The sequence below is a fragment of the Adlercreutzia sp. CNCM I-6207 genome, assembly GCF_977072305.1.
In genome coordinates, this window is sequence record NZ_CDRVLZ010000001.1 from 142,118 (window position 1) to 168,426 (window position 26,309).

22 protein-coding genes are annotated in these 26,309 nt (G+C 66.6%); 15 read left to right on the forward strand and 7 right to left on the reverse strand.

Annotated elements, in window-relative coordinates; translation table 11 throughout:
- Window positions 1–16 precede the first annotated feature (16 nt).
- The gene (locus ACW4QM_RS00565) at window positions 17–1,174 is read left to right on the forward strand and encodes a CapA family protein (protein ID WP_114548696.1); all 1,158 of its coding nucleotides are present in this window, start codon (window positions 17–19) and stop codon (window positions 1,172–1,174) included.
- A gap of 175 nt (window positions 1,175–1,349) precedes the next feature.
- Here the strand turns inward: ACW4QM_RS00565 and ACW4QM_RS00570 are convergent, their stop codons facing one another.
- Window positions 1,350–2,534 carry a beta-ketoacyl-ACP synthase 3 gene (locus ACW4QM_RS00570; protein ID WP_157012604.1) on the reverse strand — a complete coding sequence of 395 codons (1,185 nt, stop codon included), beginning with the start codon at window positions 2,532–2,534 and terminating at the stop codon, window positions 1,350–1,352.
- A 196-nt stretch (window positions 2,535–2,730) separates the two neighbouring features.
- Between ACW4QM_RS00570 and ACW4QM_RS00575 the strand changes: the two genes are divergently transcribed.
- The 6 genes from ACW4QM_RS00575 (at window position 2,731) to ACW4QM_RS00600 (ending at window position 9,973) form a co-directional block, all read left to right on the forward strand.
- Window positions 2,731–3,696 (forward strand): nitronate monooxygenase, encoded by a 966-nt coding sequence (locus tag ACW4QM_RS00575; protein WP_157012603.1) that lies wholly within the window; start codon window positions 2,731–2,733, stop codon window positions 3,694–3,696.
- Window positions 3,697–3,706: 10 nt separating this feature from the next.
- Window positions 3,707–4,669, forward strand: a complete 963-nt coding sequence (locus ACW4QM_RS00580) for an ACP S-malonyltransferase (protein WP_161127756.1) — start codon at window positions 3,707–3,709, stop codon at window positions 4,667–4,669.
- Window positions 4,670–4,671: 2 nt separating this feature from the next.
- Window positions 4,672–5,430: a 3-oxoacyl-[acyl-carrier-protein] reductase gene (fabG, locus tag ACW4QM_RS00585; protein ID WP_114548700.1), complete on the forward strand. Its 759-nt coding sequence runs from the start codon at window positions 4,672–4,674 to the stop codon at window positions 5,428–5,430.
- A complete protein-coding gene (gene fabF, locus ACW4QM_RS00590; protein WP_161127755.1) occupies window positions 5,427–6,713 on the forward strand; it encodes a beta-ketoacyl-ACP synthase II in 1,287 nt (428 codons plus the stop codon). The genes fabG and fabF overlap by 4 nt, the downstream gene beginning before the upstream one ends.
- 183 nt (window positions 6,714–6,896) lie before the next feature.
- Window positions 6,897–7,358, forward strand: a complete 462-nt coding sequence (fabZ, locus tag ACW4QM_RS00595; RefSeq protein WP_237418844.1) for a 3-hydroxyacyl-ACP dehydratase FabZ — start codon at window positions 6,897–6,899, stop codon at window positions 7,356–7,358.
- A gap of 2 nt (window positions 7,359–7,360) precedes the next feature.
- Window positions 7,361–9,973: an acetyl-CoA carboxylase carboxyltransferase subunit alpha gene (locus tag ACW4QM_RS00600; RefSeq protein WP_237974313.1), complete on the forward strand. Its 2,613-nt coding sequence runs from the start codon at window positions 7,361–7,363 to the stop codon at window positions 9,971–9,973.
- A 319-nt stretch (window positions 9,974–10,292) separates the two neighbouring features.
- On the opposite strand, the gene ACW4QM_RS00605 is transcribed toward ACW4QM_RS00600, so the two are convergent.
- The 3 genes from ACW4QM_RS00605 to ACW4QM_RS00615 form a co-directional block, all read right to left on the reverse strand.
- Entirely contained in the window at window positions 10,293–11,282 is a 990-nt protein-coding gene (locus ACW4QM_RS00605; RefSeq protein ID WP_161127754.1) for a diaminopimelate dehydrogenase, read from the reverse strand.
- 70 nt (window positions 11,283–11,352) lie between these two features.
- Entirely contained in the window at window positions 11,353–13,548 is a 2,196-nt protein-coding gene (locus ACW4QM_RS00610; RefSeq protein WP_455798091.1) for a sensor histidine kinase, read from the reverse strand.
- Window positions 13,538–14,257 carry a response regulator transcription factor gene (locus tag ACW4QM_RS00615; protein WP_041714355.1) on the reverse strand — a complete coding sequence of 240 codons (720 nt, stop codon included), beginning with the start codon at window positions 14,255–14,257 and terminating at the stop codon, window positions 13,538–13,540. The genes ACW4QM_RS00610 and ACW4QM_RS00615 overlap by 11 nt, the downstream gene beginning before the upstream one ends.
- A 163-nt stretch (window positions 14,258–14,420) precedes the next feature.
- Between ACW4QM_RS00615 and ACW4QM_RS00620 the strand changes: the two genes are divergently transcribed.
- The 6 genes from ACW4QM_RS00620 to ACW4QM_RS00645 all read left to right on the forward strand — a co-directional run bounded on the left by ACW4QM_RS00620 (window position 14,421) and on the right by ACW4QM_RS00645 (window position 20,097).
- Complete coding sequence (locus tag ACW4QM_RS00620) at window positions 14,421–15,461, forward strand: C39 family peptidase (protein ID WP_452041071.1); 1,041 nt, start codon at window positions 14,421–14,423, stop codon at window positions 15,459–15,461.
- A gap of 394 nt (window positions 15,462–15,855) precedes the next feature.
- Complete coding sequence (locus tag ACW4QM_RS00625) at window positions 15,856–16,581, forward strand: ABC transporter ATP-binding protein (protein ID WP_455798092.1); 726 nt, start codon at window positions 15,856–15,858, stop codon at window positions 16,579–16,581.
- Window positions 16,575–17,408, forward strand: a complete 834-nt coding sequence (locus ACW4QM_RS00630; protein ID WP_157012598.1) for a hypothetical protein — start codon at window positions 16,575–16,577, stop codon at window positions 17,406–17,408. The genes ACW4QM_RS00625 and ACW4QM_RS00630 overlap by 7 nt, the downstream gene beginning before the upstream one ends.
- 109 nt (window positions 17,409–17,517) lie before the next feature.
- A complete protein-coding gene (locus ACW4QM_RS00635) occupies window positions 17,518–18,237 on the forward strand; it encodes a DUF5067 domain-containing protein (protein ID WP_157012597.1) in 720 nt (239 codons plus the stop codon).
- A 101-nt stretch (window positions 18,238–18,338) separates the two neighbouring features.
- Entirely contained in the window at window positions 18,339–18,758 is a 420-nt protein-coding gene (locus ACW4QM_RS00640) for a helix-turn-helix domain-containing protein (protein ID WP_161127752.1), read from the forward strand.
- A gap of 10 nt (window positions 18,759–18,768) precedes the next feature.
- Window positions 18,769–20,097: a serine/threonine protein kinase gene (locus ACW4QM_RS00645; protein WP_161127751.1), complete on the forward strand. Its 1,329-nt coding sequence runs from the start codon at window positions 18,769–18,771 to the stop codon at window positions 20,095–20,097.
- A 154-nt stretch (window positions 20,098–20,251) separates the two neighbouring features.
- On the opposite strand, the gene ACW4QM_RS00650 is transcribed toward ACW4QM_RS00645, so the two are convergent.
- The 3 genes from ACW4QM_RS00650 to ACW4QM_RS00660 all read right to left on the reverse strand — a co-directional run bounded on the left by ACW4QM_RS00650 (window position 20,252) and on the right by ACW4QM_RS00660 (window position 23,342).
- Window positions 20,252–21,139 carry a TrmH family RNA methyltransferase gene (locus ACW4QM_RS00650; RefSeq protein WP_114539273.1) on the reverse strand — a complete coding sequence of 296 codons (888 nt, stop codon included), beginning with the start codon at window positions 21,137–21,139 and terminating at the stop codon, window positions 20,252–20,254.
- Window positions 21,140–21,154: 15 nt separating this feature from the next.
- Window positions 21,155–22,237: an acyltransferase family protein gene (locus ACW4QM_RS00655; RefSeq protein WP_114539272.1), complete on the reverse strand. Its 1,083-nt coding sequence runs from the start codon at window positions 22,235–22,237 to the stop codon at window positions 21,155–21,157.
- 283 nt (window positions 22,238–22,520) lie between these two features.
- Window positions 22,521–23,342 carry a helix-turn-helix transcriptional regulator gene (locus ACW4QM_RS00660; RefSeq protein WP_114539271.1) on the reverse strand — a complete coding sequence of 274 codons (822 nt, stop codon included), beginning with the start codon at window positions 23,340–23,342 and terminating at the stop codon, window positions 22,521–22,523.
- A gap of 643 nt (window positions 23,343–23,985) precedes the next feature.
- Here ACW4QM_RS00660 and ACW4QM_RS00665 point away from each other — a divergent pair.
- Both ACW4QM_RS00665 and nrfD read left to right on the forward strand, forming a co-directional pair.
- Window positions 23,986–24,933, forward strand: coding sequence for an undecaprenyl-diphosphate phosphatase (locus ACW4QM_RS00665; RefSeq protein WP_041714865.1), 948 nt, complete (start codon window positions 23,986–23,988; stop codon window positions 24,931–24,933).
- Between the two features lie 382 nt (window positions 24,934–25,315).
- Window positions 25,316–26,293 carry an NrfD/PsrC family molybdoenzyme membrane anchor subunit gene (nrfD, locus tag ACW4QM_RS00670; protein ID WP_173114072.1) on the forward strand — a complete coding sequence of 326 codons (978 nt, stop codon included), beginning with the start codon at window positions 25,316–25,318 and terminating at the stop codon, window positions 26,291–26,293.
- Window positions 26,294–26,309: the final 16 nt, after the last annotated feature.

The following is a 26,309-nucleotide window of genomic DNA, read 5'->3' on the forward strand; positions in this document are numbered from 1 at the left end:
CTAGAAAAGGCATTACATGTACGCGAAACCGACCTGTCCGACTCCGCTGAAGATCCTTCTCGTTGTTGTTATTGTTGTCGAACTTGCGGCTATTGGGCTCTTGCTCGCTGGCCGTGCCGGTGCCTCCGAGGGTCGGGACTCGGCCGTCGAAGCTTCGGCGTCGACGACTCCGGCGCCAACTGACACGCCGGCAGCTCCGGCTGCCTCTGACGGCGGAGAGACGGCCGGCGGGGACAAGGCGTCTTCCGAGCCCGTGACGCTGACCGTCACCTTCGCCGGCGACTGCACGCTCGGTACCGACATCAACTACGAGAACGAGCGGTCCTTCAACAGCCGCTGGCAGGCCGAGGAGGGCGATGCCACCTACTTCTTGCGCAACGTCGCCGACCTGTTCGGCTCCGACGACCTTACCGTGGTGAACATGGAGGGTGCGCTGACCGAGGGCGGCGAGCGGGCCGACAAGAAGTTCGCCTTCCGCGGCAAGCCGGAGTACGCCAAGATCCTCTCCAGCGCCTCGGTAGAGGCGGCGACGCTGGCCAACAACCACTCCCAGGACTACGGCCAGACGGGCTACGACGACACCATTGCCGCGCTGGACGCCGAGGGGGTGCAAAGCTTCGGCTACGACCGCATCGCGTATCTGGATGTGAAGGGCGTGAAGGTGGCGCTCATCGGGTCGTACTTCCCCGAGGACAGCGCCGAGAACACCAAGGAGATGACCGACAACATCGCCGCGGCCCGCGCCGAGGGCGCCCAGCTCGTGATCGTGTACGTGCACTGGGGCCAGGAGCACGAGTACGACATCACCGAGGGGCAGCAGACCGCCGGGCGCGCCGCTATTGATGCGGGGGCCGATGTAGTGGTGGGCTCGCACCCGCACGTGGTGCAGGGCTGGGAGGTGTATCAGGGCCGCTACATTGTCTACAGCCTCGGCAACTTCTGCTTCGGCGGTAACACCAACCCCGACGACAAAGATTGCCTCATCTTCCAGCAAACGTTCACGGTGACCGGTGACGAGGTGGCCAAGAACGACGACGTGGATTTCATCGCCGCCTCGGTTTCCACGGAGACCGACCGCAACACCTACCAGCCGGTACTGGCCGAAGGGGATGAGAAGGCCCGCATCGACGCGAAGGTGCAAGAAGCCGCCGACCGCATTGCGGCTGCCTCCTAAAGCATCGATTAACCTGTCCGGCCGCGAGAAGGCGGAGGGGCGCCGTGCTCAAACAGCTTTCTATGGCAGGGTTCGTCGGGAGCTGCCGACATTTCGTTATGCCATAGAAAGAACTGCGCGCGGCACCCCTCCGCCTTCTCGCGGCCTACTGAGCCTTAGTTGCTGGGGTTGCGGGCTAAATGCGGATGACGCAGGAGCCGGCGGTGAGGCCGCCGCCGAAGGCGGTCATGCAGGCGATGTCTCCCGGCTGCAGCTTGCCCTCGCAAAGCGCCTCGTTCAGGGCGATGAGGGCGCTCGCGCCGCTGACGTTGCCGACGTGGTCGATGATCACCTGGAAGCGCTCCATGGGCAGGTCCATTTTCTTGGCGGCGTAGCGGATGATGCGCTCGTTGGCCTGGTGCGGTGTGAACAAGGTGACGTCGTCGGTGGTCAGCCCGGCGCGGGTAAGCGCCTCCTCGGTGCAGCGCATCATGGCGGAGGTGGCGAACTTGAACACCGCCTGGCCGGCCATGCGCATATAGGGGTCGCTTTCCGCATCGGCAGCGGCGAGGCGCGGGGCAGCGGTGGCGGAGGTGCCGGCAGCAGCGGTCGTGCCGTCGGCGGCGAAGGGCACCTCGCGGGAGGCGAAGGCGCTGTCGCACCAGAGGGTGCGGTCGACGTCGTCGGTGTTTTCCATGTACGAGGAGAGGATGCCGGGCGCATCGGCTCCGGCGGCTCCGGCAGCTCCGGCGGCTCCGGCAGCGCCATCGGCGCCGGCAGCACCGGTCTCCGCCTCGTCGCGCCATTCCAGCACCACGGCCCCGGCGCCGTCGCCGAACAGGATGCACGTGGCGCGCTCTTCCCAGTCGACGAGCTTGCTCAGGCGCTCGGCGGCCACCACGAGTACGCGGCGCACGTCGTTGCAGCGCAGAGGCGTCCCGGTGCGGGCGGCTTCCTGGCGCGCGAAGGCGGCGCCGGCCATGATGAGGTCAGCGGTGGAAAGCCCGTAGACGCAGCCGGAGCAGGCGCAGGACATGTCGTAGCACACGGCGTTTGTGGCACCGATGCGCTCGCGGATGCGGGCGGCCTCGGAGGGGAAGTGGGTGTCGGCGGTGAGCGTCGGGCAGATTATCATGTCCAGGCTGGCAGCTTCGATCGCTCCCGCCTCGCGCTGCCAACCGCCTTCCTCAAGCCCCAGCGCTCGCAGCGCGGCTTGGGCGCCCAGATCGGTGCAGGTCTCCTCGATGGCGACATGGCGGGTGTGAATGCCCGTGCGCGGGACGATCCACTCGTCGGTGGTGTCTACGATTTCCGAGAGCTCGTCGTTGGTGACGATGCGCGCGGGCAGCGCTCTGCCCGATCCGATGATGACGCTGCCCAAAGCCGTTCCTTTCCGTAAGTGATGCCTCAACCTGCTCTATGATGCCCCATATCGCCAAGTTTTCTGCTCAACGATGAGATGTTTGGTGAAGATTTTAAACGCGCGGTCAGTTTTTGGGGCGAATTCCTTAAGATTTCTCAGATAGTTTATCTCAAGGCGCGTGTTGCCGCAGCGAAAGAGAGGACGAGCTGCTTTCATGAAGACCCGTATCACAGAGCTTTTGGGCATTGAATATCCCGTCGTGCAAGGGGCCATGGCCCGCATCGCCGACGGAGGGCTGGCCGGCGCCGTAAGCGAAGCCGGCGGCTTGGGCATCATCGCCTGCGGGGGCGCCCGGCCCGAATGGATTCGCGAGCAGGTGGCCCGCGCCCGCGCCCTTACGAGCAAGCCCATCGGCATCAATGTCATGCTCATGGATCCGCGCGCGAGCGAGGTGGCCGAGCTCGTGTGCGAGCTGGGCGTGGAAGTGGTGACCACCGGCGCCGGCAGTCCCGCCAACTATATGAAGATGTGGAAGGAAGCGGGCGTGAAGGTGGTGCCCGTGGTGGCCTCCTCGGCGCTGGCGGCCCGCATGGAGCGCCTCGGCGCCGATGCCGTGGTGGCCGAGGGCACCGAGGCTGGCGGACATATCGGCGAGCTGACCACCATGGCCCTTGTGCCGTCGGTGTGTGCGGCGGTTTCCATTCCCGTCATCGCCGCCGGCGGCATCGTGGACGGCCGGGGGATGCTCGCCGCCTTCGCGCTGGGCGCCGAGGGCGTGCAGTGCGGCACGCGCTTCCTCACCGTGGAGGAATGCGGCGTGCACGAGGCGTGGAAGGAGAAGGTGCTGAAGGCGAAGGACTCCGACACCATCGTCACCGGGCGCGGCACGGGGCATCCCGTGCGCGGCCTGAAGAACAAGTTCGCCCGCGAATGCCGCAAGATCGAGATGGCCGCCACCTCCGGGGAAGAGCTGGAGGGCATGTACGCCGGCTCGCTCGCCCGGGCCGTGGCGGGAGACGTGGAAAACGGCTCGGTCATGGCGGGCCAGGTGGCTGCGCTGGTGACCGAGCGCGGCACGGCGGCCGGCGTCATTGCCGATATGGTGCGCGAGGCCGAGGCCCTGGCCGGCCGCTCATTGGGCGAGTTGGCCGAGCTGAACAGCCGCCGGGCGCGCGTGTAAGGAGGCCGCCATGCTTGATGAGACCCCCTTGGCGCCTTTGGGCCCGGCTGGCCTGGTGTTCATGGCCTCGGGCCAGGGCTCCCAGAAGCCCGGCATGGGCGCCGATCTGTTGGACATCCCCGAGGTGGCGAACGTGTTCGCTTGCGCCTCGGACGTGCTCGGCCGCGACGTGGCAGCGCTGGTGCGCGACGCGTCGCCCGAAGAGCTGAACGACACGCGCAACGCCCAGATCGCCATCGCGGCGCTGTCGGTCGGCATGGGGCGGTCGCTTGAGGCGCGCGGCATCGAGCCGGACGCGCTGCTCGGGTTCTCTCTCGGGCAGATTTCCGCCATGGTGCTCGGCGGCATGCTCGCCGAGGAGGACGCCTTCGCGCTCATCGCTGAAAGGTCGCGCCTCATGGGGGAGGCGGCCGACGCGAATCCCGGCGTTATGAGCGCGCTTCTGAAGATCACGCTGCCCGAGGCCGAGGCACTGTGCGCTCAGTGCGCCGAGGACGAGGTGCTCGTGCCCGCGAACCTGAACGGCGGCGGCCAGATCGTCATCGCCGGCACGCCGGCGGCGGTGACCCGCGCCGAGGAGGCGTGGGCCGCGAGCAAGGGCCGCTTCTCGCGCTTGGCCACGTCCGGTGCCTTCCACAGCCCGCTCATGGCGCCGGCGCAGGCGCCCTTCGCCGACTACCTGGCGAAGGTGGAGTTCCGCGAGCCGGTGGTGCCGGTCATCGGCAACGTGCACGCCGCGCCGCTTGACGTCGCCGGCGCTCGCGAGGAGCTGGTGGCGCACTTGGTGTCGCCCGTGCAGTTCGAGGCCAGCGTGGCAAAGCTTCAGGCGGTCGGCGCGAAGATGTTCGCGGAAGTGGGCTTCGGCGGCGTGCTCGCCAATCTCGTGAAGCGCATCGACCGCAGCGCGCCCCGAGCTGCCATTCAGGATCGCCCCTCCTTCGACGCCTTCGTCGAGGAATTCGGAAAGGAATAGATGTGACCGAATCAGAGAATCGCCGTTGCGCCGTGGTGACCGGCTCCACCCGCGGCATCGGACGCGCCGTGGCCCGCGAGCTGGCGGCCGCCGGCATGAACGTGGTGGTGAACAGCTCTTCTGAGCGCAGCCTGCCCGCCGCCGAGGCGGTAGCCGCCGAGATCGCCGAAGAGTTCGGCGTGGAAACCTTGGCCGTGGCCGCCAACGTGGCCATAGAAGAGGAGGCCAACGCGCTTATCGCCGCTGCGGCCGAGGCCAACGGGCGGGTGGACGTGCTCGTGAACAACGCCGGCATCACTCGCGACGGCCTGGCCGCCCGCATGTCCGACGACGACTTCGACGCCGTCATCGACATCAACCTGAAGGGCACCTTCCATTGCTGCCGCGCCGCCGCGAAGCTGATGATGAAGCAGCGTTGGGGTCGCATCGTGAACATGTCCAGCGTGGTGGGCGTGTACGGCAACGCGGGCCAGGTGAACTACGCCGCCTCCAAGGCCGGCGTCATCGGGCTCACGAAGTCGCTCGCCCGCGAGCTTGCGCGCCGCAACATCACGGCCAACGCCGTGGCGCCCGGCTTCATTGCCACTGACATGACCGACGCGCTTTCCGATGCCCAGCGCGAGGCCATCGTGAGCCGCATCGGCAGCGGGCGCTTGGGCGAGCCGGACGACATCGCGCATTTGGTGCGCTTCCTCGCCTCGGACGAGGCGTCCTATATTACCGGTCAGGTCATCTGCGTGGACGGAGGAATGTCTTTATGAGCGAGAACGAGAGCATCCAGACCCGGCGGCCCGACGGCACCCATCGCGTCGTCATCACCGGCGTGGGCGCGGTGACGCCGGCCGGTGTGGGCGCCGAGGCGCTGTGGGAGACGCTCATGGAGCGCGGCTGCTGCATCGCGCCCATCGAGCGCTTCGATACGAGCGAGTACGAGGTGCACATCGCCGGCGAGGTGCGCGACTTCGATGGCACCGAGCACGGCCTGACCAAGAAGGAGGCGCGCCGCTTCGAGCGCTTCGTGCAGTACGCCATCGTGGCGGCCGACGAGGCGCTGGCCCAGTCCGGCTTGGAAGTGACCGACGAGAACCGCGATCGCATCGCCGTGGTGTTCGGCACCGGCATCGGCGGCATCGACGAGCTGCAGAAGAGCTTCGCCACCTTGGAGGAGAAGGGCCCCAAGCGCGTGAACCCCCTGTTCATTCCCACAATGATCGGGAACATCGCCGCGGGCAACCTGGCCATCCGCTACGGCATGCGCGGCGAGTGCCTGAACGTGGTGACCGCCTGCGCCACCGGCGCCCATTGCATCGGCACGGCGCTGCGCGACATCCGCCACGGCTACATCGACGCGGCGCTCGTGGGCGGCACGGAGGAGTCCGTGAGCCCCATCTGCATCGCCGGCTTCACGAATTTGTCGGCCCTTACCCGCGCCGAGGATCCCAAAGAGGCCTCGCTGCCCTTCGACGCCCGCCGCGGCGGTTTCGTGGCCGGCGAGGGGGCGGGGGCCCTGGTCATCGAGTCGTTGGAAAGCGCGCTCGCCCGCGGGGCTGCGCCCATCGCCGAGATCATCGGCTTCGGCAGCACGGGCGACGCCTATCACATGACCGCGCCCGACCCGGAGGCCACCGCCATCACCGCCGCCATGGCCGCCGCTCTGGCCGAGGGCGGCTTCACCCCGGCCGATTTGGGGCACCTGAACGCCCACGGCACGGGCACGCCGGCCAACGACGCCACCGAGTCCAAGGCGCTCGCGAACCTCATGGGCGGTGTGGAAGCGGCTGCTTCGGTGCCGGTCACCTCCGTGAAGGGCACCACGGGCCACATGCTCGGCGCCGCCGGCGCGGTGGAGGCCATCGTGTGCGCCCTGTCCGTGGCCCGCGACGCGGTGCCCCCCACGGCCGGCTTCGCCGAGGCCGCCGAGGACTGCCCCGTGGCCGTGGTCACCGAGGCTATGACCGACTACCCGCAGAAGGTGGCCCTGTCGACCTCGCTGGGCTTCGGCGGCCACAACGCCGCTTTGGCCTTCTCGCCGTATCGCGGCTAGGTCGCTCCGCGAGGGGCCTTCTCGGTGGGTTGATCCCCGTAGGGGCCGACCTTGGTCGGCCCTGGGATCGGAGCCCGATGGGGCTGACGTGAAGCGCCGACGTCCTCGCGAACGAGGGCCGACCAAGGTCGGCCCCTACGGAAGGCGAGATGAGGATCGAAAGATTGTTGCAAGGAGAAACGTATGACTGAGGAGAACGCGATGGCGCCGCTGCCCTGGGGGCGCGAGGTCATCGAGGGGATTCTGCCCCATCGCGATCCGTTCGTGTGGGTGAGCCGCATTGTGGCCATCGAGCCCGGCGCTTCCATCGAAGGCGAGCTGGACGTACCGGCTGATCTGGATATCTTCCGCGGGCACTTCCCCGACCATCCGGTGCTGCCCGGCGTCATCATCATGGAGGCGCTCGCCCAATGCGCTTCCATCGCGGTGCTGCAATCGCCCGAGCTGCGCGGCTGCATCGGCTTTCTCACCGGCATAGACGCGGCGAAGTTCCGCCGTCAGGTGGCCCCGGGCGACACCGTGACGCTGCGCGCGACCATCGTGAAGTCGTCGCGCCGCCTCGTGGTGGCCGAGGTGGAGGCGTCCGTGGACGGCGAGATCTGCGCCACGGCCACCCAGAAGTACGTGCTCGCACCCAAGGAGTAACTATGGCCAAAGCGGCTTCCAAGTACATCAGCTTCGACACGGCGGGGAACTTCGTCTCCGAGCTTGAGGACGGCTCTGCGGCCCCCGAGGCGACCGAGGACGGCTCGCTGAAATCGGCGATCTCCTACGCCCTGGACGCCATCGTGGAAGCGGCCGGCACCCTGCCGGACACGGCGGCGGCCCTGGTGGGTGTCCGTGCCGGCGCGTCCCATCGCGACCCGGAGGAGAAGGTGGCCGACGTCTCCGAGCACGTTCGATCCACCATCGGCGACGACTTCGCCGTCGATGCGGCGCGAACCGCCGAGAAGCCCCGGGCCCTCGTCATCGCCTCGGCCAAGAACGCCCGGGCCTTCGTGGTGCCCATGGAGCAGGCGGGCCTCGATGTGGTCTTCGCCACGGTGGACAACCGCTCGCTGGACGGCTTCGCCCGGCGCATGCTGCCCACCTACAACCTGGGCAGCACCACGGCCGACGTGGACGCCGACACGCTTTCCGCCAACATCTACACAGTGCTCTCGGCGGCCAAGGCCTGCGGTGCCTCGCTCATCTTCCTCGACAGCGCCAAGGCGTCGCTCGCGGAGGACGCCTATTTCCTGCGTCACGCCGCCAAGCGCGGCCTGCGCGTGTTCGCCCCGGCCACCGAGGGCACTCTGCGCACCGGTTGGGTGGAGCTTTTGCCCGCCGGCGTCGCGCCCGCGCTCGGTGCGGCGTCGCCCTCCGAGGCGCCCTGGGAAAACGAGCCGGCTCGGGTGGCGGACGACGACGAGGGCCCCACCCATTGGCGCCGCTGCCACAAGTGCAAGCTCTTCTTCGACAAGGAGGAGATCATCGAGCTCGGCGGCTATTGCCCGGCTTGCGGCACCCTGCAGCGCCTGCGCTCCGACGAGCGCCTGGCCGCCACGGTGGACGCCGGCTCGTTCGAGGAGTGGAACGCGGTCATGCCCGACTCCAACCCGCTGGACTTCCCGGGCTACCCGGAGAAGATCGCCGATCAGCGCGAGAAGAGTGGCCTTGAGGAAGCGGTGCGCACGGGACGCGCGACCATCGCGGGGCTGCCTTTGGCCGTAGGGGTCATGGAGTCCGGCTTCTTCATGGGCTCCATGGGACACGTGGTGGGCGAGAAGGTGGCCGCGATGATCGATCGCGCCATCGCCGAGCGGCTGCCCGTCGTCGTGTTCTGCGCCTCCGGCGGCGCCCGCATGCAGGAGGGCCTCATCTCGCTCATGCAGATGGCGAAAGTGTCCTGCGCCGTGGAGCGTTTGGGGGCGGCCCGTCTGCCCTTCATCACCGTGCTCACCGACCCCACGACCGGCGGCGTGACGGCGTCGTTCGCCATGCAGGGCGATATCGTCTTGGCCGAGCCCGGCGCGCTCATCGGGTTCGCCGGCCAGCGGGTCATCCGCGACACCATCAAGCAGGAGCTGCCCGAGGGCTTCCAGACGGCGGAGTTCGCGCTCGAGCACGGGCTTGTCGACGCCATCGTGGAGCGCTCCCAGATGCGCAGCGTGCTGGCCCAGCTTCTGGCCCTGCACGCCCCGGCCGACGACCCGGGGCGCATCGTCACCTACCACAGCGTCATGGACGCGCTGTCGGTGGGCGCGGACGCCTACGGCTCGGTGGACGTGGCGCCCGAGGCCCGAGCCGTTGGCGAGCGCATCCGCGACGAGGAGGCCGCGGGGCTGTGGCGCAGCCTGGCCGAGTCGGTGCCGGTGGTGGGCGAGCTCATCGGGCGCCCGGAAACCCCCGAGGAAGCCGAGGAGGCGTCCCGCCGCGAGCTGGAGCGCCATGCCCGGCGCGAGGCCCGCAAGTCCGGGGTGAGCTGCGAGGCCGCTTCGGGCAGCGCCTGGGAGTCCGTGCAGATCGCCCGCAACGTGCGCCGTCCCACGGCCCGACGCTACCTCGACGGCATCGTGGAGGGCTTCATCGAGCTGCACGGCGACCGCGCCTTCGCCGACGACGGGGCCATCCTCGCCGGCATCGGGTGGATCTCGGGGCATCCCGTGACGGTCATTGCCCAGGAGAAGGGCGTGAACTTGGCCGACCGCGTGGCCCGCAATTTCGGATGCCCCCAGCCCGAGGGCTACCGCAAGTCGCTGCGCCTCATGCGCGAGGCGGAGAAGTTCGGCCGGCCGATTCTCTGTTTGGTTGACACCCAGGGCGCCTTCTGCGGCACCGAGGCCGAGGAGCGCGGCCAGGGCAACGCCATCGCCGACAATCTGGTGGCCATGGCGGGCCTTACCGTTCCGGTGGTGAGCGTGCTTCTGGGCGAGGGCGGAAGCGGGGGCGCCTTGGCGCTGGCCGTGGGCAACCGCGTGGCCATGCAGGAGCATGCGGTGTACTCGGTGCTCTCGCCGGAGGGCTTCGCCTCCATCCTGTGGAAGGATCGCACCCGCGCGCCCGAGGCCGCCGAGGCCATGCGGATGGACGCCGCCTCGGTGCTGGAATGCGGCATCATCGATGCGGTCATTTCGGAAGGGGAGGGCCCGGCCCACGAGAACCCGGAAGAGGCCGTCGCTGCTGTGCGCGATTACGTGCGTGGCGCCTACAAGGAGCTGGCCGATCTTTCTCCCGACGAGCTGGTCCGCCAACGCCAGGAGCGCTTCGCGAAGTTCTAGCCACCTCTGCCGCGTCTTGCTCAGCCTGGGACAATCTCTGTGCCGTTCTGGGTGCAAAATTTCGAGTTGTTAGACATGGTCGGGGGCGGTTTGGGGAACCAGGGTGGAAAGACAGACCGAGAAGGGGCCGGAAGGCAGGAAAAGGACTCGTATTGAGTCCTTTTCTTTTGTCTTGCAGGGCGTAGAAGTCTAACAACTCGAAAATATGCCCCCAAATTGAGGGGCAAGTTGTCTCGGGCGATGAAAAAGCGGACCACCCGGTGGGCGGTCCGCTTGTTAATGAGCGCGCGTGTTCGCTGGCGCTGTTGGGCGCGCGGCCTTACAGCATCTTCGCGCGGAGCTCCTCGGGGGTCATGGGCGAGAGCAGCGCAGGCGCGATGTCGAAGATGGTGCGACAGCCCGTCTCGCCCGCGCAGGCCATGCGCCAGCAGGCGCGGGCGCAGGCGACGAGCACGCTGCCGGTGAACTCCGGGTTGGAATCGAGCTTCAGCGAGTACTCGATCACGTGGGTGTTCTCGCCGGCGGCACCCGTGGTGCCAGTGCGGATGACCGAGCCGCCGTGGGGAATGCCGGCGTGATCGCGGTCGAGCTCTTCCTGAGAAATGAAGGTGACCGTGGTGTCGTAGTCGGCGAAGTAGTTCGGCATCGTGACGATGGCCTCTTCGATGGCAGCCGTATCGGCACCCTCTTCGGCCACGACGAAGCACTCGCGGGTGTGCTTCTGACGCGTGGTCAGCTCCGGGTTGGCACCGGAGCGCACGGCCTCCAGCGCCTCGGGCACGGGCACCGTGTACTGGCGGGCGTCGGCCACGCCGGGGATGCGGCGGATGGCGTCGGAGTGCCCCTGGGAGACGCCGCGGCCCCAGAAGGTGTAGTCGGCGCCGTTGGGCATGATGGCGTTGGCGTAAACGCGCGAGACCGAGAACATGCCCGGATCCCAGCCCACCGAGATGACGGCCACGTGCCCCGTCTCGCGGGCCACCGCATCGACGGCGGCGAAGTGCGCCGGGATGTTGGCATGGGTGTCGAAGGAGTCGACCACGTTGTAGAGCGCAGCGGCTGCCGGGGTCTGCTCGGGCAGGTCGGTGGCGGAGCCGCCGGCGAGCATGAGCACGTCGATGTCGTCGGTATGGGCGGCCAGCTCCGTGGCGGGCCAGACGGCGACGTTCTCGCCGAGCGGATGCACGGTGGCCGGGTCGCGGCGGGTGAACACGCCCACCAGTTCCATATCGTCGTTGGCGGCGACGGCCAGTTCAATGCCGCGGCCGAGATTGCCATAGCCGAGAATGCCGATGCGGATGGGGTTCAATGGTGCCTCCTTGGGTGTTCGCTGAGTAGGAAAACGGCGCTTCGGGCTGACGCTCGCTTTGGTTTTGAAGCTAGCGGGACAGGCCGCGCCGCCGGGGTGTCGCATCATTATCGCGTACCGTCTTACGCGCGGGAACCTGTCCATGGCGAGCGTTACGAGGATTTAACGGAGAGGTACCTTGGCGCGGCGCGTGCGTCCGTTCGCCGACGGGGTGCTGCGGATTCGGACGGGCGGAGGCCCCGCGGCGCGTCGTCGCGGAAGGCGGCGTGGAAATTGCCCGCACGCCCGCCGGCCGCGCGGTGCGGGGCGGCACGGGCGCAACCGGCCGCTGGAGGCCCTCGGGCGCGCCCGGGATGCGCGGCGCGGCGGCTGCTCCTTCAATCTCCTCCCCCTGGGTGGGAATGCGCAGGGTGAACACGGTGACGCCGCGCTCGCTTGCCGCCTCGATGTCGCCGTGGTGCGCCACGACGATTTCCCTGGCAATGGCGAGCCCCAGCCCCGCACCGCCCTTCTTCGACGAGCGCGCCCCGTCTTCGCGGTAGAACTTCTCGAAGATGGTCTCCAGATGGGCGTCGGATATCTCGCGTCCGCGGTTGGCTACGGTGATGGTGGTCGTGCGGGCGTCCTGGCGCGCGGCGATGGCGATGACGGAGTTCGCGTCGGCGTAGGCCACGGCGTTGCGCAGCACGTTGCCCAGCGCCCGGGCGAGCTTGTCCGGGTCGATGAAGAACTGGCCGGCGCCGGCGGCGTCCACGGTGATGCGGATGTTGCGGGCGGCGGCCTCGGGGAAGAACGCCTCGGCCACCTGCTGGCAGAACAGGCGCACTCCCACAGTCTCCCGCTCGATGGGAATGGCTGACAGGTTGTAGCGGGTGATCTCGAAGAACTCGTTGATGAGGCTTTCGAGGCGCTCGGCCTTCGAATAGGCGATGTCGGCGTACTTGCGCAGGGTTTCACGGGGCAGATCGGTTGTCTCGCGCAGCAGGTCTAGGTAACCGAGCACCGAGGTGAGCGGCGTGCGGATGTCGTGGGCCAAGTAAGCCACCAGCTCGTTCTTGCGCTGCTCGGCGGCGTGGGCGGCGCGCTCGTCGGCCAGCGACTGCGAGCGGATAACCGCCAGCTCGTTGCGGGCGATGGACAGATCGGCCGGCAGCTCGATGGGGGCGTCCTTGTCGGCGAGCAAGCGGCCCACGGCCCCGGACAGCTCGTCGAAGTAGCGCAGCGACCGGTTCAGGGCCCGCAGGATGATGACGAGCCAGCCGGCCACGAAGACGAGTAGAGCCAGCGGGAGCTTGAACGACTTGACGAACGTGTAGGTGGCCACGTCGCGCATGCGGTAGACGCCGTCCTCGCCGTACTGGATTTGCCAGACCGGGTTCTCGTCGGAGACGCCCAGCGCCCGCGCCTCCTCGGCGGAGGTCAGGTCGAGCCAGGCGCTGTAGGCCTGCTCCTGGGATTGGCGAAAGGCGCTTTGCAGAAGGTCGTTTAACGTTGGCTGATCGTAGCCCAGGACGGCGGCGCTGACGAGAATCCGCGTGGCCACGTCCACCGTGGTCTCCGGCGGCATGAACGTTTGGGCCTCGGGCAGGGAAAGCCCCAGCTCCTGCAGGGATGCTGATACGCGCAGCGCCGCCATGGCATGGGCGGCGCTCGCCTCGTCGGTGAAAATGCCCTCGGCCGTCAGAATGGTCTGATAGGGAAGGAGGGGAACGGCCCAGAGGGTCTTGTCGTCCGGGGCGCCGTCGGTCTCGGCATCGAGGGGCGCCACGTCATCGATGAAGGTGCTCGTGTCGCCGATGGCCGCGGCGTTGGTGCCCGAGGCGACGGCCACATCCGCCCCGAGCTTCTCAGCCCGTTCCTTGGCGTAGGCCGCGGCCGCCTCGGCGTTCTCGGGCGAGTCGGCCATCATGCTTGCATACTCCGCCAGGGCGTCTTCCATCTCGTTCACTTCGCCTTGAACCTCGGCGATAGTGCCCGCATCGTTGGAGTAGCCGCTCTCGACGGCCTCGTTGACCCAGAGGTCGAAGAGGTTGGCATCGTCGAGCAGTCCCTGGTCGGTGAGGATCTGCTGGAACTGCTCGGAGGAGTTCAGGGTGCGCCAGGACGAGGTTGAGTCGGCTACCCAGTTCGCGATCGAAGGCACCATGAAGGTCTCGATGACCAAGCAAGCCAGGGCGAAGGCCCCGCTGAACAGCAGCAGGTTGCGAATGAGGCCGCCGAGCACGCGCCGGCGCAGGACGCGGGCCTGCTCGCTTTTAAGCGCCATGGCCGGTGTCGCCGGGCGCGCCGCGCAGCTTGTAGCCGACGCCCCAGGCGGTTTCGATGAACGTCGTGGAAGCGTCGATATCGGCGAGCTTCTTGCGCAGGCGGCGGATGTGCACCATGACCGTGTTGGCCGCCGCGTCGTCGAAGCGCTCGTGCCAGGCCCCTTCGAACAGATCGGCCGCCGAGACCGGTGAGCCGACCGACTGGGCCAGAATCGCCAGAATGGCGAACTCCTTGGGGGTGAGGTGCAAAGGCTCGCCGTGGAGCGTGGCTAGATGTGTGCGCAAGTCCACCTCGATGGCGCCGGCGGAAAGCAGGGTCGAGGAAGCCTGGGGCGCTGCTTGGCGTCGGCGTAGGCGCGCTTTCACGCGGGCCACCAATTCGCGGGGCCGGAAGGGCTTGGTGACGTAGTCCTCGGCGCCCAGGGTGAAGCCGACGACTTGGTCGGCCTCCTCGTCTTTCGCCGAGAGGAAGATGACGGGAATGTCCCGCATCTGGCGCATGCGAACGCAGAGTTCGAAGCCGTCGATGCCCGGCATCATGATATCCACGATGGCCAGGTCGAACGGCGTGCGGGCGAGCATGTCCAAGGCCGCCTGTCCGCTGTAGCAGGCCAGCGCGTCCATGCCCTCGGCCACGAGCAGGTTGACAACCAGATCGGCAATGGCCTGCTCGTCGTCCACCACCAGTATGTGCGCGCGTTTTTCCATAAGGGCTATTGTACGCGATTCGCCCCGGGTTTTGCCAACAGGCGTGCCATCCCGTGACAGCTTCAGGAAAAGTTAAGGTGCCCTGCCGGAAATGTCAGATTTCGCTATGGGACGCGTAAGCCGGCTCGTCGGTAAGGTGGAGGTGCAACGTAAGGAGAGATTTATGGACACTGCTGCCTACCGTTTCGACGAGGGAAACTTGTACGAAGGGGACGCGCCCTTAAGCTGCGCCGGAAGGGCGGGCGCTTCGGGCTCTTCGGGTGCTTCGAGGGTTGCCCCCAATCCCTACGGGCGGGACGCTTGGGCGCGGCCGCAGGGCGCGGGGAGTCGGTCGGCTCGTAGCGCGGGTTCGAAAACCGCCCAGGGTGCATCGCCGCAGCGGCGGCCGTCTCGCGGGTCGGCGCGGGCGTTCGCGGCTTCGGCTGCCGTGCCGGGCGTGGTGAGGGCCATGCTGGGCGGTCTGGCCCGCACGGGCCGCGCCGCGCGTGGCCGCCGCATTGGGCGACGGCGCTGGCATCTGTGGTCGGTGCTGAGCGTGGCGGCGCTCTCCATTTTCGTGCTGGTCGCTATCTTCCAAATGGCGAACCTGTACGTCGAAGGGCTGGGGCTTACGGGACCGGGCATCGCCTCGCCCACGGCGGATACCGCTCCGGCCGCCGCGGGCGCGGACGAGGCGGACGATCCTGCCAGCACCCCGCGTGACGAGTGGCGCGGCGGCCATCTGCCCTTCCTCTACCAGACCGATCCCCAGTACCGCGATGCGCCCTATGCCGGTACCACGGTGCGGGAGGCCGGCTGCGGGCCGACGAGCCTGGCCATGGTCTACATCGCGCTGACGGGGAAGACCGACAAGGATCCCGCCGCCATGGCCGCCTTCAGCGAGGCCGAAGGCTACGTGGAAGGGGGACTCACCGCCTGGCGCCTCATGACCGACGGCGCGGCCGAGCTGGGTCTTTCCTCCCATGAGGTGCCGGCGGACGCGGGGCGTCTTGCGGCGGAGCTCGCTGAGGGGCATCCCGTCATCTGCAGCGTGCGCCCCGGCGACTTCACGGACACGGGACACTTTCTCGTGGTGGCCGGCGTGGCCGACAACGGCGAGCTGGTCATCCACGACCCCAACAGCCCCGCCAACAGCGCCCGCACCTGGGACGTTCAGCGCGTGCTCGCCCAATGTGCCAACCTCTGGGCCTTCGAGCGGGTTTAACGGGGGCGGGACGGCGCGCTTCCAGGGTTTTCGCTTTTGGAGCAAAGCGCCTCCCTCTTTTTGGCAAGAATTTCGAGTTGTTAGACTTAGTCGAGCGAATGAGAGGGCGATCTCGCCATTTTGATGGCGGTTTTGCCTGAATTGCTGATTTGGAGCGGCTGGTTTTCTGCGCGCGAACTCTAACAACTCGAAATTCTTTCTCAAAACAAGAGGGTGCATTGTCGATGCCTTCGGAAACGCGCTGCATGACTGATTCGTCCATGCGTCCATGCGGTGGGAAGGTCCATGCGCCTATGCGGCGGGAGCGATTCGCTCATTCGATGGGGTTCCCGCTTGGCCGTTGGCGTCCGTGCTAGGATGGAGCCAGTGATTCCGAACGATGAGGAGGCTTCCCGTGGATGCCTTTGTCCCCGAAGTCGCGCCGCCGCCCTTGCTCGAGTGCCGCGACCTCACTAAGCGCTATGGCGCCACGGTGGCGCTCGACCGCTTTACTGTCAGCTTGGCCGCCGGCCGCATCGTAGGGCTGCTCGGCCCGAACGGCTCGGGCAAGACCACGCTGCTGAAGATGATCGCCGGCGTGGCCCATCCGACGGCGGGCGACATTCGCGTGGCGGGCTATGAGGTGGGCCCGGAATCGAAGGCGCTCGTCTCCTACCTGCCCGAGCGGCTCTACTTCTCCCGTTCCATGCGCGTGCGCGAGATGATCGCCTTCTTCGCCGACTTCTACGAGGACTTCGACGCCGCCTTGGCCCGGGACATGCTTGCTCGGCTCGGCGTTTCCGAGGGCGCCCCGTGCGCGGCGCTTTCCAAGGGCACCGTTGAGAAGGTGCAGCTCACGCTCGTCATGGCCCGTCACGCGGCGCTGTATCTTTTGGACGAGCCCATCGGCGGCGTGGATCCGGCGGCCCGCGATTACATCCTGCAAACGGTTATTCGCGCCTATCGGCCGCAGTCGTCCATCATCCTTTCCACCCACCTCGTGCGCGACGTGGAGGCGTTTCTGGACGACTTCATCCTGCTGCGCTATGGCCAGATGCTTCTGCACGCGCCCGTGGCCTACGTGACCCAGGGGAAGGGCACGACGCTGGACGCGTTCTTCCGAGAGGAGTTCCGATGCTAGGAAAGCTCTTCGCCCAGGAAATGCGGGCGCTTGTGAAGCCTGCGGCCATCATGCTGGCCATTATGGTCGTCGCTGGCGTGGTGGGCATCGGCTGCATCGAGGCCACCGACGCCGTGAGCCGCGCGGCGGGATTCGCCTCCCGTTATGTCAACGAGGCGTCGGCCGCTTCCAACCTGACCGTGGTGCTCGTGATGGCGGCGCTGTTCTGCGCCTTTCTCGTGTGGGCCAGCCTCGTGGCGGTCTACGTGTTCATCGCCATGCGCTTCTATCGCACGATGTTCACCGACGAGGGCTATCTCACGCTCACGCTGCCGGTGCGCACGGGCGCGCTGGTGACGGCGAAATTCTGCGCCGCCTTCCTGCTGGCGGCGGTGTTTACGCTTGCGGCCTGCGCGCTCGCCTCATTGGCCGTGCTCGCGATCTCCGACGGCGATGGGGACATGGTGTCGGTGGTGCTGTCGCTTTTGGGCGGTTGGTCGGCGCTGACGGGCAGCGGTGGTGTGGCCTCGTCGGTCATAGGCGTGGCGAACGCGCTCGTGTCCGCCGCCTACACCGTGGGGCTGGCGTTCCTCTCGCTGACGCTGGGCGCATGGTGGGCGCGGCGGCATAAGGTGGCCGCGGCCGTGGCGCTGTATGTGGGAATTGGCTGGGTGATCTCTCTTCTGTTCTCTATCGTTGGCGTGCTGGCCATGATGGGCGACACGGGCACGGCATCGTTCATGCTCGGCACGGTGTCCGTCATGCAGACGGTGGTGAACCTTGCCGTGGCCGCGGGCGGCGTCGCCCTGTCCGCCTACCTCGTGCGCGCCAAGGTCGATCTGAGCTAGGGAAAAATTGCCGTTGCCTTAGCTGGCAGCTAATGAAACGGTTAACGAGAACGGATACCCTTCTTCCTTGTCCGTTAGGAATAGCGCGTTTAGAAGAAGGGAATCATCTATGGAAACGCAACCTCGCTCGGCCATGGCCGTGGCTTCTCTCGTATTGGGAATCGTGGCACTGGTCACTTCGATTCTGCCGATCATCAACAACCTCTCCTTCCTTTTGGCCATCCTCGGCATCGTCTTCGCCATCGTCGGGTTGGTGGGCGTTTCGAAAGGGAAAAAGAGCGGTAAGGGCTTAGGCGTCGCCGGCCTCGTGCTGTCTGTGATCGCCTTCATCCTTGTGCTCGTGATGCAGAGCGCCTTCAGCGCCGCCCTCGACCAGGCCATGGAGGAGAGCGGGCTTGATACGGCGACGGCGCAAGGCGTAGCGGCCGGAGATTCCGGATCTGCGGCCGAGCCCCAGGCGGCCGAGCAGAGCGAGGCGACGCAGGCCGCTTACGGCGTCACCATCGACGACTGCCGCGTGACCGAGGACTATCGGGGAAATCCAGCTGCCGTGGTGACCTACACCTTCACGAACAACTCCGACGAGGCGACCAGCCCCGCAGTGGCGGTTCACGCCAAAGCTTTCCAGAACGGAACCGAGCTCGAGCTGGCTGTGGTCGCCGATGCCGAGGAGTCCGGCAAGTCGATGAACGAGGTGAAGCCTGGCTCCTCCATCACTTACGAGTCGGCTTACGAGCTCGCCGACATGAGCGATCTTACCGTCGAGGTGGAAGAGCTTTTCAGCTTCAGCGACGAGCTCATCGCCGAGCAGACGTTCTCGCTGAGCTAGCGTGCCCGATGGCGCATGTCTCGGGCGCCCGTCTTCGAAGGCGGGCGCTCGGGGCGCTACAATAGGGGCTTCGTGATATGGGTCGAAGGAGAAAGAAGCGCGTGGAGGAACCGCTGACAGAGGACATGCTGGCCGAGCTCTTGGATGCGCCGGATCCGCGGGCGTTCATCAAGCGGCGCGAGGTGGGCGAGCGTAGTCTGGCGGAGTACCTGAACGCGCTTCTGGCGGAGAAGGGTCTGAAGCGTGCGGCCGTGGTGCGCGAGGCGGGCATCAACGAGACCTTCGGCTACCAGATATTCACCGGCGCCCGCCGCGCCTCCCGGGACAACTTGCTGAAGATCGCCTTCGCCATGGGATGCACGCTGCGCGAGGCGAACCGCCTTCTGCAGGCGGGAGGCGCCAACGAGCTGTACTGCAAGAATCGGCGGGATGCCATCGTCATCTTCGCCATCAGCCATGGCTACACGCTGCAGAAAACCGAGGAGGAGCTTTACCGGTTCGACGAGGCGACCATCAGCTAACTTTGGTACCATGGCATCTATGGAAAACGACCCGCTTGCCGCATACCTCGCCGCCCTTGCCCGCGATGATTGCTATCGCGTCGATGAGGTGTTGAAGACGGTGCCCCACGAGACGACCGAAGTGGTGTACTTCGTGGGGGCCAATGCGGCGGAGCTCGGGCCGTTCGTCCGCAAGCGCATCGCGGTTGATGCGGCCATGGGGGATGCCTACGGCCACTTGTTCCGAGCGCAGCGCGCCGGGCGGCGTTTCCGGCATCTGCCGCGCATCTACGACGTCCATACCACCGGCGACGAGCTGGTGGTGGTCATGGAATACATCCAAGGGCGCACGCTGCGGGACGAGGTGTACGAGCGCGACGGATCGCTCGCCCTGGCGGCGCAGTGGTTCCCGCTCCTGTGCGACGGGGTGATGGAGCTGCACGAGCAGTTCTCGCCGCCGTTGATCCATCGCGATTTGAAGCCCACCAATATCGTGGTGAGCGATGCGGGCCTTACGATCATCGACTTCGGTATCGCCCGGGTCTTTCGCGAGGGGGCCGACGGGGACACGGCTCATTTCGGCACGCGCTGCTACGCGCCGCCCGAGCAGTTCGGCTACGGGCAGACCGACGAGCGCAGCGACGTGTACGCGCTGGGAATGCTGCTCTACTACCTGCTGGCCGAGCGCGATCCGTCGCCGTCGGTGGCTGCGGCGGGATTCGCGGGGCCGGAAGTGCCTTTCGCGCTGCGCCCCGTGCTCCAGCGCGCCTGCGCCTTTGATCCGGCGGCCCGCTTCCAGACGGTGCGCGACCTGAAGGCGGCGTTCCTCGCGGCGCTCGCCCCAGCCGGGGCTTCTCCTGCAGACCGGGGTGTCGTTGTGACCCAGGTCGCCGGCGCGGGTCGGGTTTCCCCTGCGGATTGGGCCGCGACGGCGGTGAGTGCCGCAGCTCCGATCGATGACAGACCGCATGGCGTAGTCGTTTCTCGGGTAAGGCGTGCTTTCTCGACGCTCTCCTCCGGTGAGACGGCAGGGCTCGTGGTCGATGTCGCCCTCTTGGTGGTGTGGCTGCTGTTCATGGCAGTTCTCATCGCAATGCCGTTCACGCCCGACGAACGTTACGCCACCTGGCCGTTCTGGCTGCTCGCCTTTCAGTATTGGACGTTCGGTATTCCGTTCTTCACGGGCTTTCTTTTCATTTTGACCGACGTCCGCGTTTTACGTCGGGCGGCTCCGAGGCTTCGCCTTCTGCAGGGAGCTCGTTTGCGAATCTTGGGCATCGCGCTGGTTGTCGTGGGCGTGATAGCCGTGGGCGTGACGATGGCGATCGCGAACGCCATGGGACTTCCGACCGGCTCGTAGGGGGCCGAGCTTCCGCTCCATCCGTAGGGGGCTACCTCAGTCGCCCCTCACAAGAGGGATAACCTTGCCTGATGAGGGCTGACCAAGGTCAGCCCCTACGGGATGAGGCTGCGCGACGCTAGTCTTCCCAGCTACGGGATGTGGCTGCGCGACGCTAGCCTTCCCGGCGGGTTTCCCAGAAGGCGACGGCGCTGGCGGCGGCGACGTTCAGGGAATCGACCCCGTGGTGCATGGGGATGCGCACGGTCCAGTCGCAGGCGGCGATGGTGGAGGCGGCCAGGCCGTCGCCTTCCGTGCCCAGTACGAGGGCCAGCTTGTCGGTCGCCTTCAGGCGCGTATCGGCGATGGAAAGCGCGTCGTCGGCCAGGGCCAGGGCGGCTGTGGCAAAGCCGGCGTCGCGCAGGCGCGCCACGCCCTCGCACGCCCAATCGCGCGCGCTGCCGATGCGGGCCCAGGGCACTTGGAACACCGTACCCATGGAAACGCGCGACGCGCGGCGAAACAGCGGGTCATGGCAGGCCGGCGTGAGCAGCACCGCATCGATGCCGAGGGCGGCGGCGCTGCGGAAGATGGCCCCGATGTTGGTGTAGTTCGTGACGTCCTCCAGCACGGCGACGCGGTGGGCGCCAGTAAGCAGGGCGGCCAGGTCGGGCTCGGGCGGCCGGTGAAAGGCGGCCAAGGGCCCGCGGGTCACCTCGTAGCCGGTGATGGAGCGCATCTCCTCCGAGGAGACCACGGCCACGGGGGCGGCCGGATTGGCCGTGTGCACCTTTTCCAAGAGCACTTCGGAGGCGGCGAGCCAGCGCGCATCGGTGAGCACGGCGAAGGGGACGCACCCGGCGTTAAGGGCGCGGTCGATGACGTTCACGGACTCAGCGACGAACAGGCCCGACGCCAAGCGCTCCGGCGCGCCCTCCGGGTCGATGGCGCGGGCCAGGCCCACGAGCTGCTTGGGGTCGCGCAGCTGCCCGTCGGTCATAGACGAGAACGGCGCCAGATACGGGTCGCCCCCCGCCAGGAAAGATGTTTGCGACTTGTTCATGGGCCCTAGTATACGTTAGTGCGGCGTCTTCCGGAGCATGGTGGCCGGCGCGGGCGGCAGATAGCGGGCCGGATACACGATGATGCCGGCCTTCCCAAGGCGCGAAAGGACGGCCATGATCAGCACCGGCATGCCGTAGCAGACGAGCGCCGCCCCCACGGCCGCCATCCACGGTGCTGCTGTGACGGAGATGCCGGCCGCCTTCCAAAGATGGAAGTACAGAGCGAGGCAGATGCCGTGGAAGAGCCAGATGGCCATGGTGTAGCGGGTCACGAAGTCGTAGAAGCGGTTCTGCCGCCCGCTGCGGAACACGGTGGAGAACAGGGAGGTCGCCCACAGCACGCCGAGCGCGTCCAGAACGGCGTGGGACGTCTCGCCGGTCCAGCCGGCGTAGAAGGCGATCACGCTGGTGGCCACCCACAGGGCGCCGAGGGCCCAGGCCTTCTCGGATCCGCGCACGAGGGGCAGGCCCCGGTAGAGCGCCATGGCCATGCCGCCGGCGACCCAGATCCAGTTCTCGGCCACGGAGGTGACGGCGTAGGGGAGGCGCGTGGCCATCTCGGCGGTGGCGGGCAGCGAAGCGAGCGCCACGATGGCCGCTTTCGCTGCGACGGCGGCGAACAGGAGGCCGCTGGCGTTGCGGCGGCTCTTCACGGTGGGGGTGATGGCGTAAATGATGAGGCAGGTATAGAAGTAGCCGACGGGAATGACGGGCTCGATGAAGAGCGCGCGGAGGAGATCGGCGACCGACAGAGGCGGCTTCGCGCCGACGGCCGAGTTCGTGAGCAGCACGAGCACGGTGAACGCCGCGAAGGGGATGCCCATGAGCGCCAGCTCGCGGCGGAGGTTCTGGCCCCAGGCGCGAGGGGTGCGCGTCGTGCGGTAGCGCTGGTAGAGAAAGCCCAGGCAGAAGTAGAAAATCGGCAGCTGGAAGGGAACGAGGTACTCGAGAATCCACCGACTGGCGGTCGAGGGGGTGAAAAGGCCCTGGGCGCTGCAGGTGGTGATGAGGGTGCCGAAGGCGATGAGGAGGGACGCGGTGGCTTCCACGTTGTGCGTCCAGACGTCCTTGGGGCCGCCGGAGCCGTGGCCGTGCATCTCGCCTTCGGGGACGTCGGGCGTCTTTCGAGAGCGGCTTCCCGCAAATGTTGCCGAGTCTTTCGGGCGGCCGTCAGGGGAGGCGGTCGTTGCGCTTTCGAGTTGCGGCGATGCAGGGCACGCTATGTCGGCGAAGTTGCTCATGGGTTCACGGTAGCACGCGGGCACCACGACGAAGGCGGCGCGCGGGCGCCTGTTTCCCCAATGATGACCTCTCGCGGACGCGCCTGCGAGTGCCGGCGCCGCCTACCAGATGTGCGGGCGCGCTAGCGAACGGCGCTGGCTATGGCCGTCCTCCCTCCTGCCTGCCGTGGCGCAGGGCCGCCCTGCTGCGGAGGGTCGTGGGGCTGCCAGCGGGACGGTCGGGATCTCCGCGCTCTTGCTCGCTGCCAGGGTTTTGCGCGGGGAGGCCCGTCGCCGGGTTGTCGGAGCCGCCCCCGGGCAAGCAGGTATTTTGGCCGCAGAGGGCGCATCCGGGGCGCGCGGCGCCTCGGCCGTCGGGCGGTGTCGTTTGGTTGCTGCGGCAGCAGGGAGTGTCGCGGCGGCCCCCGTCGCTCCGGTCGTCGTTGCGCTCGTCGGCCAGGATGACACGCTCGAAATCGCGCCGATTGCTGACATAGGCCTTCCGGAAGATATTCGTGGCATGGAATTGCACCGTGCGCACGGCCAGGTGCCGCTCGGCGGCGATGGTCGCATAGCTTTGATGCTGCAGGATGAGCTTGGCAATGGGCATCTCCTTGGGCGTGAGGCCCAGACTGTCCAGCTCTCCCTGGATCTGCTCGGCACGGGTGACGCGGCGCATTTGCTGCGTGCGCAGGCTTCTCTCCCGCAAGGCCAGCATCATGCCGAGTGCCGCCAGGGCGCAGGCCGCTGCCAAGGATCCGAACACGAGGGTCGACTGGTCGAGGTTCGCCGGCGCTGGCGCTCCGGCGGCGAACGAAACGGCAGCGCCGATGAGCACGAGAGCTAGCCCGAAGGAAGCCACGGCGCCTGCGAACAGGAGCGCGCCCGTCCGGTCGGTGCGCTCGCCGGTGTTTTCGCGGTTGAGCGGGGAGGGATGGAGGATGGGCGGGATCAGACCGCCGGGGTGGGCAGCTTTCAGCATGATAGTATCCTTTTGTCGGAAGGGGGAGACCCTTCGGTTGGTGGGCGCATCCGTGATGAGGCAAGGACGTCCGTGCGCCGCGGGTTGTGCCGCAGTGCGCCTGAGCGCCAGGAAGAGGGCGAGGCCTGTTGAGTTGAAAGCTGCGTTTGCCGGGCCGGAAAAACATTTCGCTTCCGGTCTCTCGCGGGTGTCCCATGATACCCCAATGGAACTGACATCGTTGGTAAAAGTGCGATCTTCGATAGTTTTATTACCACGATGCTTGGTGTTCGTTGGCGCATCGTTGCTTTCGAAAAGAGGATTTGAGCAGGGAAAACGAACCTGCTTGCTATGTTGTATCTGACATGAAATCGGCTACGTGCACAAGCCATGGTGGAATGGGCGGCACGCGCGACACGACGGGTTGTGTCGCGCGCTGCGAACGCTGGGCTGGCCGGCGCCTCGGTAGACCAAAGTGACAAACGTGGACTTTCTCCGTAGGAATCCTGACGATTCGCAGTGCCGTGATAGCATTTCCGAGGCTCGAAAGAGGGAGTGCCCCTTGTGCGCTTTTCCTCGTGTTGGCGGCGCGCTCTGGCCTGGGTTGCCGCTCGCCGCTTGGGCCGACAGACAAGCAAATCGTACGGAGGCAGTTTCTGTGGACATGTTCATCGAAGTTCTGAAGGCGTTCTTCATCGGCGTCGTGGAGGGCATCACCGAATGGCTGCCCATCTCTTCCACGGGCCACATGATTCTCGTGGACGAGTTCGTGAAGCTGAACGTGTCGGCGGAGTTCCTGGAGCTGTTCTTAGTGGTCATCCAACTGGGCGCCATCATGGCCGTGCTCATCCTGTACTTCCATAAGCTGAACCCGTTCTCGCCGAAGAAGACGTCGGCCGAGAAGCGCGGCACGTGGCGGCTGTGGGGCATGGTGGCCATCGGCTGCATCCCGGCGGCGGCCATCGGACTTACGCTGGACGACTTCTTCAACGAGTACTTCTACAACGCGTGGACGGTGGCCATCGCCCTTATCGTCTACGGCGTCGTGTTCATCCTGCTGGAGCGTCGCAACCGTCGGCGCGAGGCAGCCTATCTGGCCAGTCGCGCCCCCCGGCGTCCCCGCGGCGCCCATGCGCGTCCCGTGCCCGAGGTGGGTCCGGGCGACGATGGCGACGACGCCGAGATGGCCCTGTTCCGCGTGCGCACCGTGGACGAGATCGACTGGAAGACGTCGCTGAAGATCGGCTGCTTCCAAATGCTCGCCATCATCCCCGGCACGTCGCGCTCGGGCTCCACCATCATCGGCGGCATGCTCTGCGGCTGCTCGCGCACGGCGGCGGCGGAGTTCACGTTCTTTCTCGCGATTCCCGTCATGTTCGGCTGGGGCGTGCTGAAGCTCATCAAGTATCTGATGGCCGTGGGTCTGGCCATGACGGCCACCGAGATCGCCGTGCTCGTGGTGGGCATCGTGACGGCATTCGTGGTGTCGGTGATCTCCATCAAGTTCCTCATGGGCTACATCAAGAAGAACGACTTCACGGCGTTCGGCGTCTACCGCATCATCGTGGGTTTGGTGGTGCTCGCCTACTTCGGCGTGAAGGTGTTGCTGTAGCCGACGCAAAAGCGGCGCGATTTCAACGTGAATTAACCGTGCGAATCGGGAACGAAGGCCTTCTCGGAAAAGCTTGCCGTCGGATTCGGGCTGTTTTTTCGAGTTGTTAGACTTTAGGTACGCGCGATGGTTCGCTCAAAAACTGTGGCAGAACAAAATGTGTAAGAAAAGTAATAAAATACGATATATGAGAAGACAAGATGGAAGCAGGCAATCACCTGCGAGCGCGTTGGATGTCTAACAACTCGAAATTCTTGGTGCTGCTCTCCCTGAATCTTTCCTGACGGACGCATCGCTTCTTCGATTGTCTTATGATAATCTTAACGCCGGAATGCGGGGTCGGTGGGTTCCGTAGGCATTGTCTAGGGCAAGAGGAGGAGTCGTGTTCAGCGAACTGGTGGTTGCTTACCTCTTTCTGGGAGGGACAGGGGCGGGCGCGCTCTTGATTGCCGCAGTGCTGATGCTCCTCGCTGACGAGAGAGCCGTGAGCCGCGGAGTGGTTGTGCGCTTCAGAGACAACGGAAGCGCTGCCTATCGCCGACTGTTCGTGCCGATACTCGTGGCCTCGCTGGTAGTCTTAGTGCTGGGGGCCCTGTGCCTTGCGGCTGATGTGGGGCGCCTCGATCGCATCCTTTTGCTGGCGGTTTCATCCCCTTCGAATTATCTGGTCGTAGGATTCTGGGCACTTTTGCTTTGTGGCACGTTGGCGGCAGCCATGCTTCTTGTGTGGCTCGGGGTGCCGTCGGTGTCTCTGCCTCTATTCAGAGCGCTCGCTGTCTTGCTTGCGGCGGTGTCTTTCGTCGCGGTGATCTATACGGGACTGTTGCTGTCGGGTATGCCGTCGGTGCCGTTGTGGTTCGGCCCGTGGCTGCCGGGGCTGTTCGCGATCTCGGCTCTCTCGTGCGGAGTGGCGCTTGTGGGCATGGTGGCAGTATTTTCGGGAATGGCGACGGTTTTCGGCCGAACGATGCGGCAAGTCGTTCGCGCCGATATGGTTCTCCTTGCCCTGGAGGCGGTCGTCGTGGCGCTGTGGCTCGGTGCAGCGTGGCTGGAACACGGCGGCTCGGCTTCCTCGGGGGCAACGCCTACCGATGCGGCCGCGTTGGCATCGGTGGCCTCCGTATTGAACGGTGCGTGCTCTCTGCCGTTCTGGGGCGGCCTTGTGCTCGTTGGCCTTGTTGCTCCTTTTGCGATAGAGGCTGTCCTCGCGCGTTGCAATGCGAGTAAGGACGTCGCCGAGGCGTCTCTCGCCTCGCGCGCGTTGCTCGCCAGCGCCGGTTGCGTTCTTGTTGGCGGCGCCTGTTTGCGCGCGGTCGTAGTGGCGGCCGGGATGCTGCCCGTTGTTTCCGTTCCCTTCTAGTCCTTGAGAGAAAGGT

Bases quoted from the DNA above. Each gene is read 5' to 3' on its own strand.
- ACW4QM_RS00665 (WP_041714865.1), top strand. From the start codon at position 23,986: ATGTTCATCGAAGTTCTGAAGGCGTTCTTCATCGGCGTCGTGGAGGGC.
- ACW4QM_RS00600 (WP_237974313.1), top strand. From the start codon at position 7,361: ATGGCCAAAGCGGCTTCCAAGTACATCAGCTTCGACACGGCGGGGAAC.
- ACW4QM_RS00660 (WP_114539271.1), bottom strand. From the start codon at position 23,342: ATGCTGAAAGCTGCCCACCCCGGCGGTCTGATCCCGCCCATCCTCCAT.
- ACW4QM_RS00655 (WP_114539272.1), bottom strand. From the start codon at position 22,237: ATGCACGGCCACGGCTCCGGCGGCCCCAAGGACGTCTGGACGCACAAC.
- ACW4QM_RS00575 (WP_157012603.1), top strand. From the start codon at position 2,731: ATGAAGACCCGTATCACAGAGCTTTTGGGCATTGAATATCCCGTCGTG.
- fabZ (WP_237418844.1), top strand. From the start codon at position 6,897: ATGACTGAGGAGAACGCGATGGCGCCGCTGCCCTGGGGGCGCGAGGTC.
- ACW4QM_RS00580 (WP_161127756.1), top strand. From the start codon at position 3,707: ATGCTTGATGAGACCCCCTTGGCGCCTTTGGGCCCGGCTGGCCTGGTG.
- ACW4QM_RS00610 (WP_455798091.1), bottom strand. From the start codon at position 13,548: ATGGCGCTTAAAAGCGAGCAGGCCCGCGTCCTGCGCCGGCGCGTGCTC.
- ACW4QM_RS00620 (WP_452041071.1), top strand. From the start codon at position 14,421: ATGGACACTGCTGCCTACCGTTTCGACGAGGGAAACTTGTACGAAGGG.
- ACW4QM_RS00645 (WP_161127751.1), top strand. From the start codon at position 18,769: ATGGCATCTATGGAAAACGACCCGCTTGCCGCATACCTCGCCGCCCTT.
- ACW4QM_RS00650 (WP_114539273.1), bottom strand. From the start codon at position 21,139: ATGAACAAGTCGCAAACATCTTTCCTGGCGGGGGGCGACCCGTATCTG.
- ACW4QM_RS00630 (WP_157012598.1), top strand. From the start codon at position 16,575: ATGCTAGGAAAGCTCTTCGCCCAGGAAATGCGGGCGCTTGTGAAGCCT.
- ACW4QM_RS00615 (WP_041714355.1), bottom strand. From the start codon at position 14,257: ATGGAAAAACGCGCGCACATACTGGTGGTGGACGACGAGCAGGCCATT.
- ACW4QM_RS00635 (WP_157012597.1), top strand. From the start codon at position 17,518: ATGGAAACGCAACCTCGCTCGGCCATGGCCGTGGCTTCTCTCGTATTG.
- ACW4QM_RS00565 (WP_114548696.1), top strand. From the start codon at position 17: ATGTACGCGAAACCGACCTGTCCGACTCCGCTGAAGATCCTTCTCGTT.
- fabF (WP_161127755.1), top strand. From the start codon at position 5,427: ATGAGCGAGAACGAGAGCATCCAGACCCGGCGGCCCGACGGCACCCAT.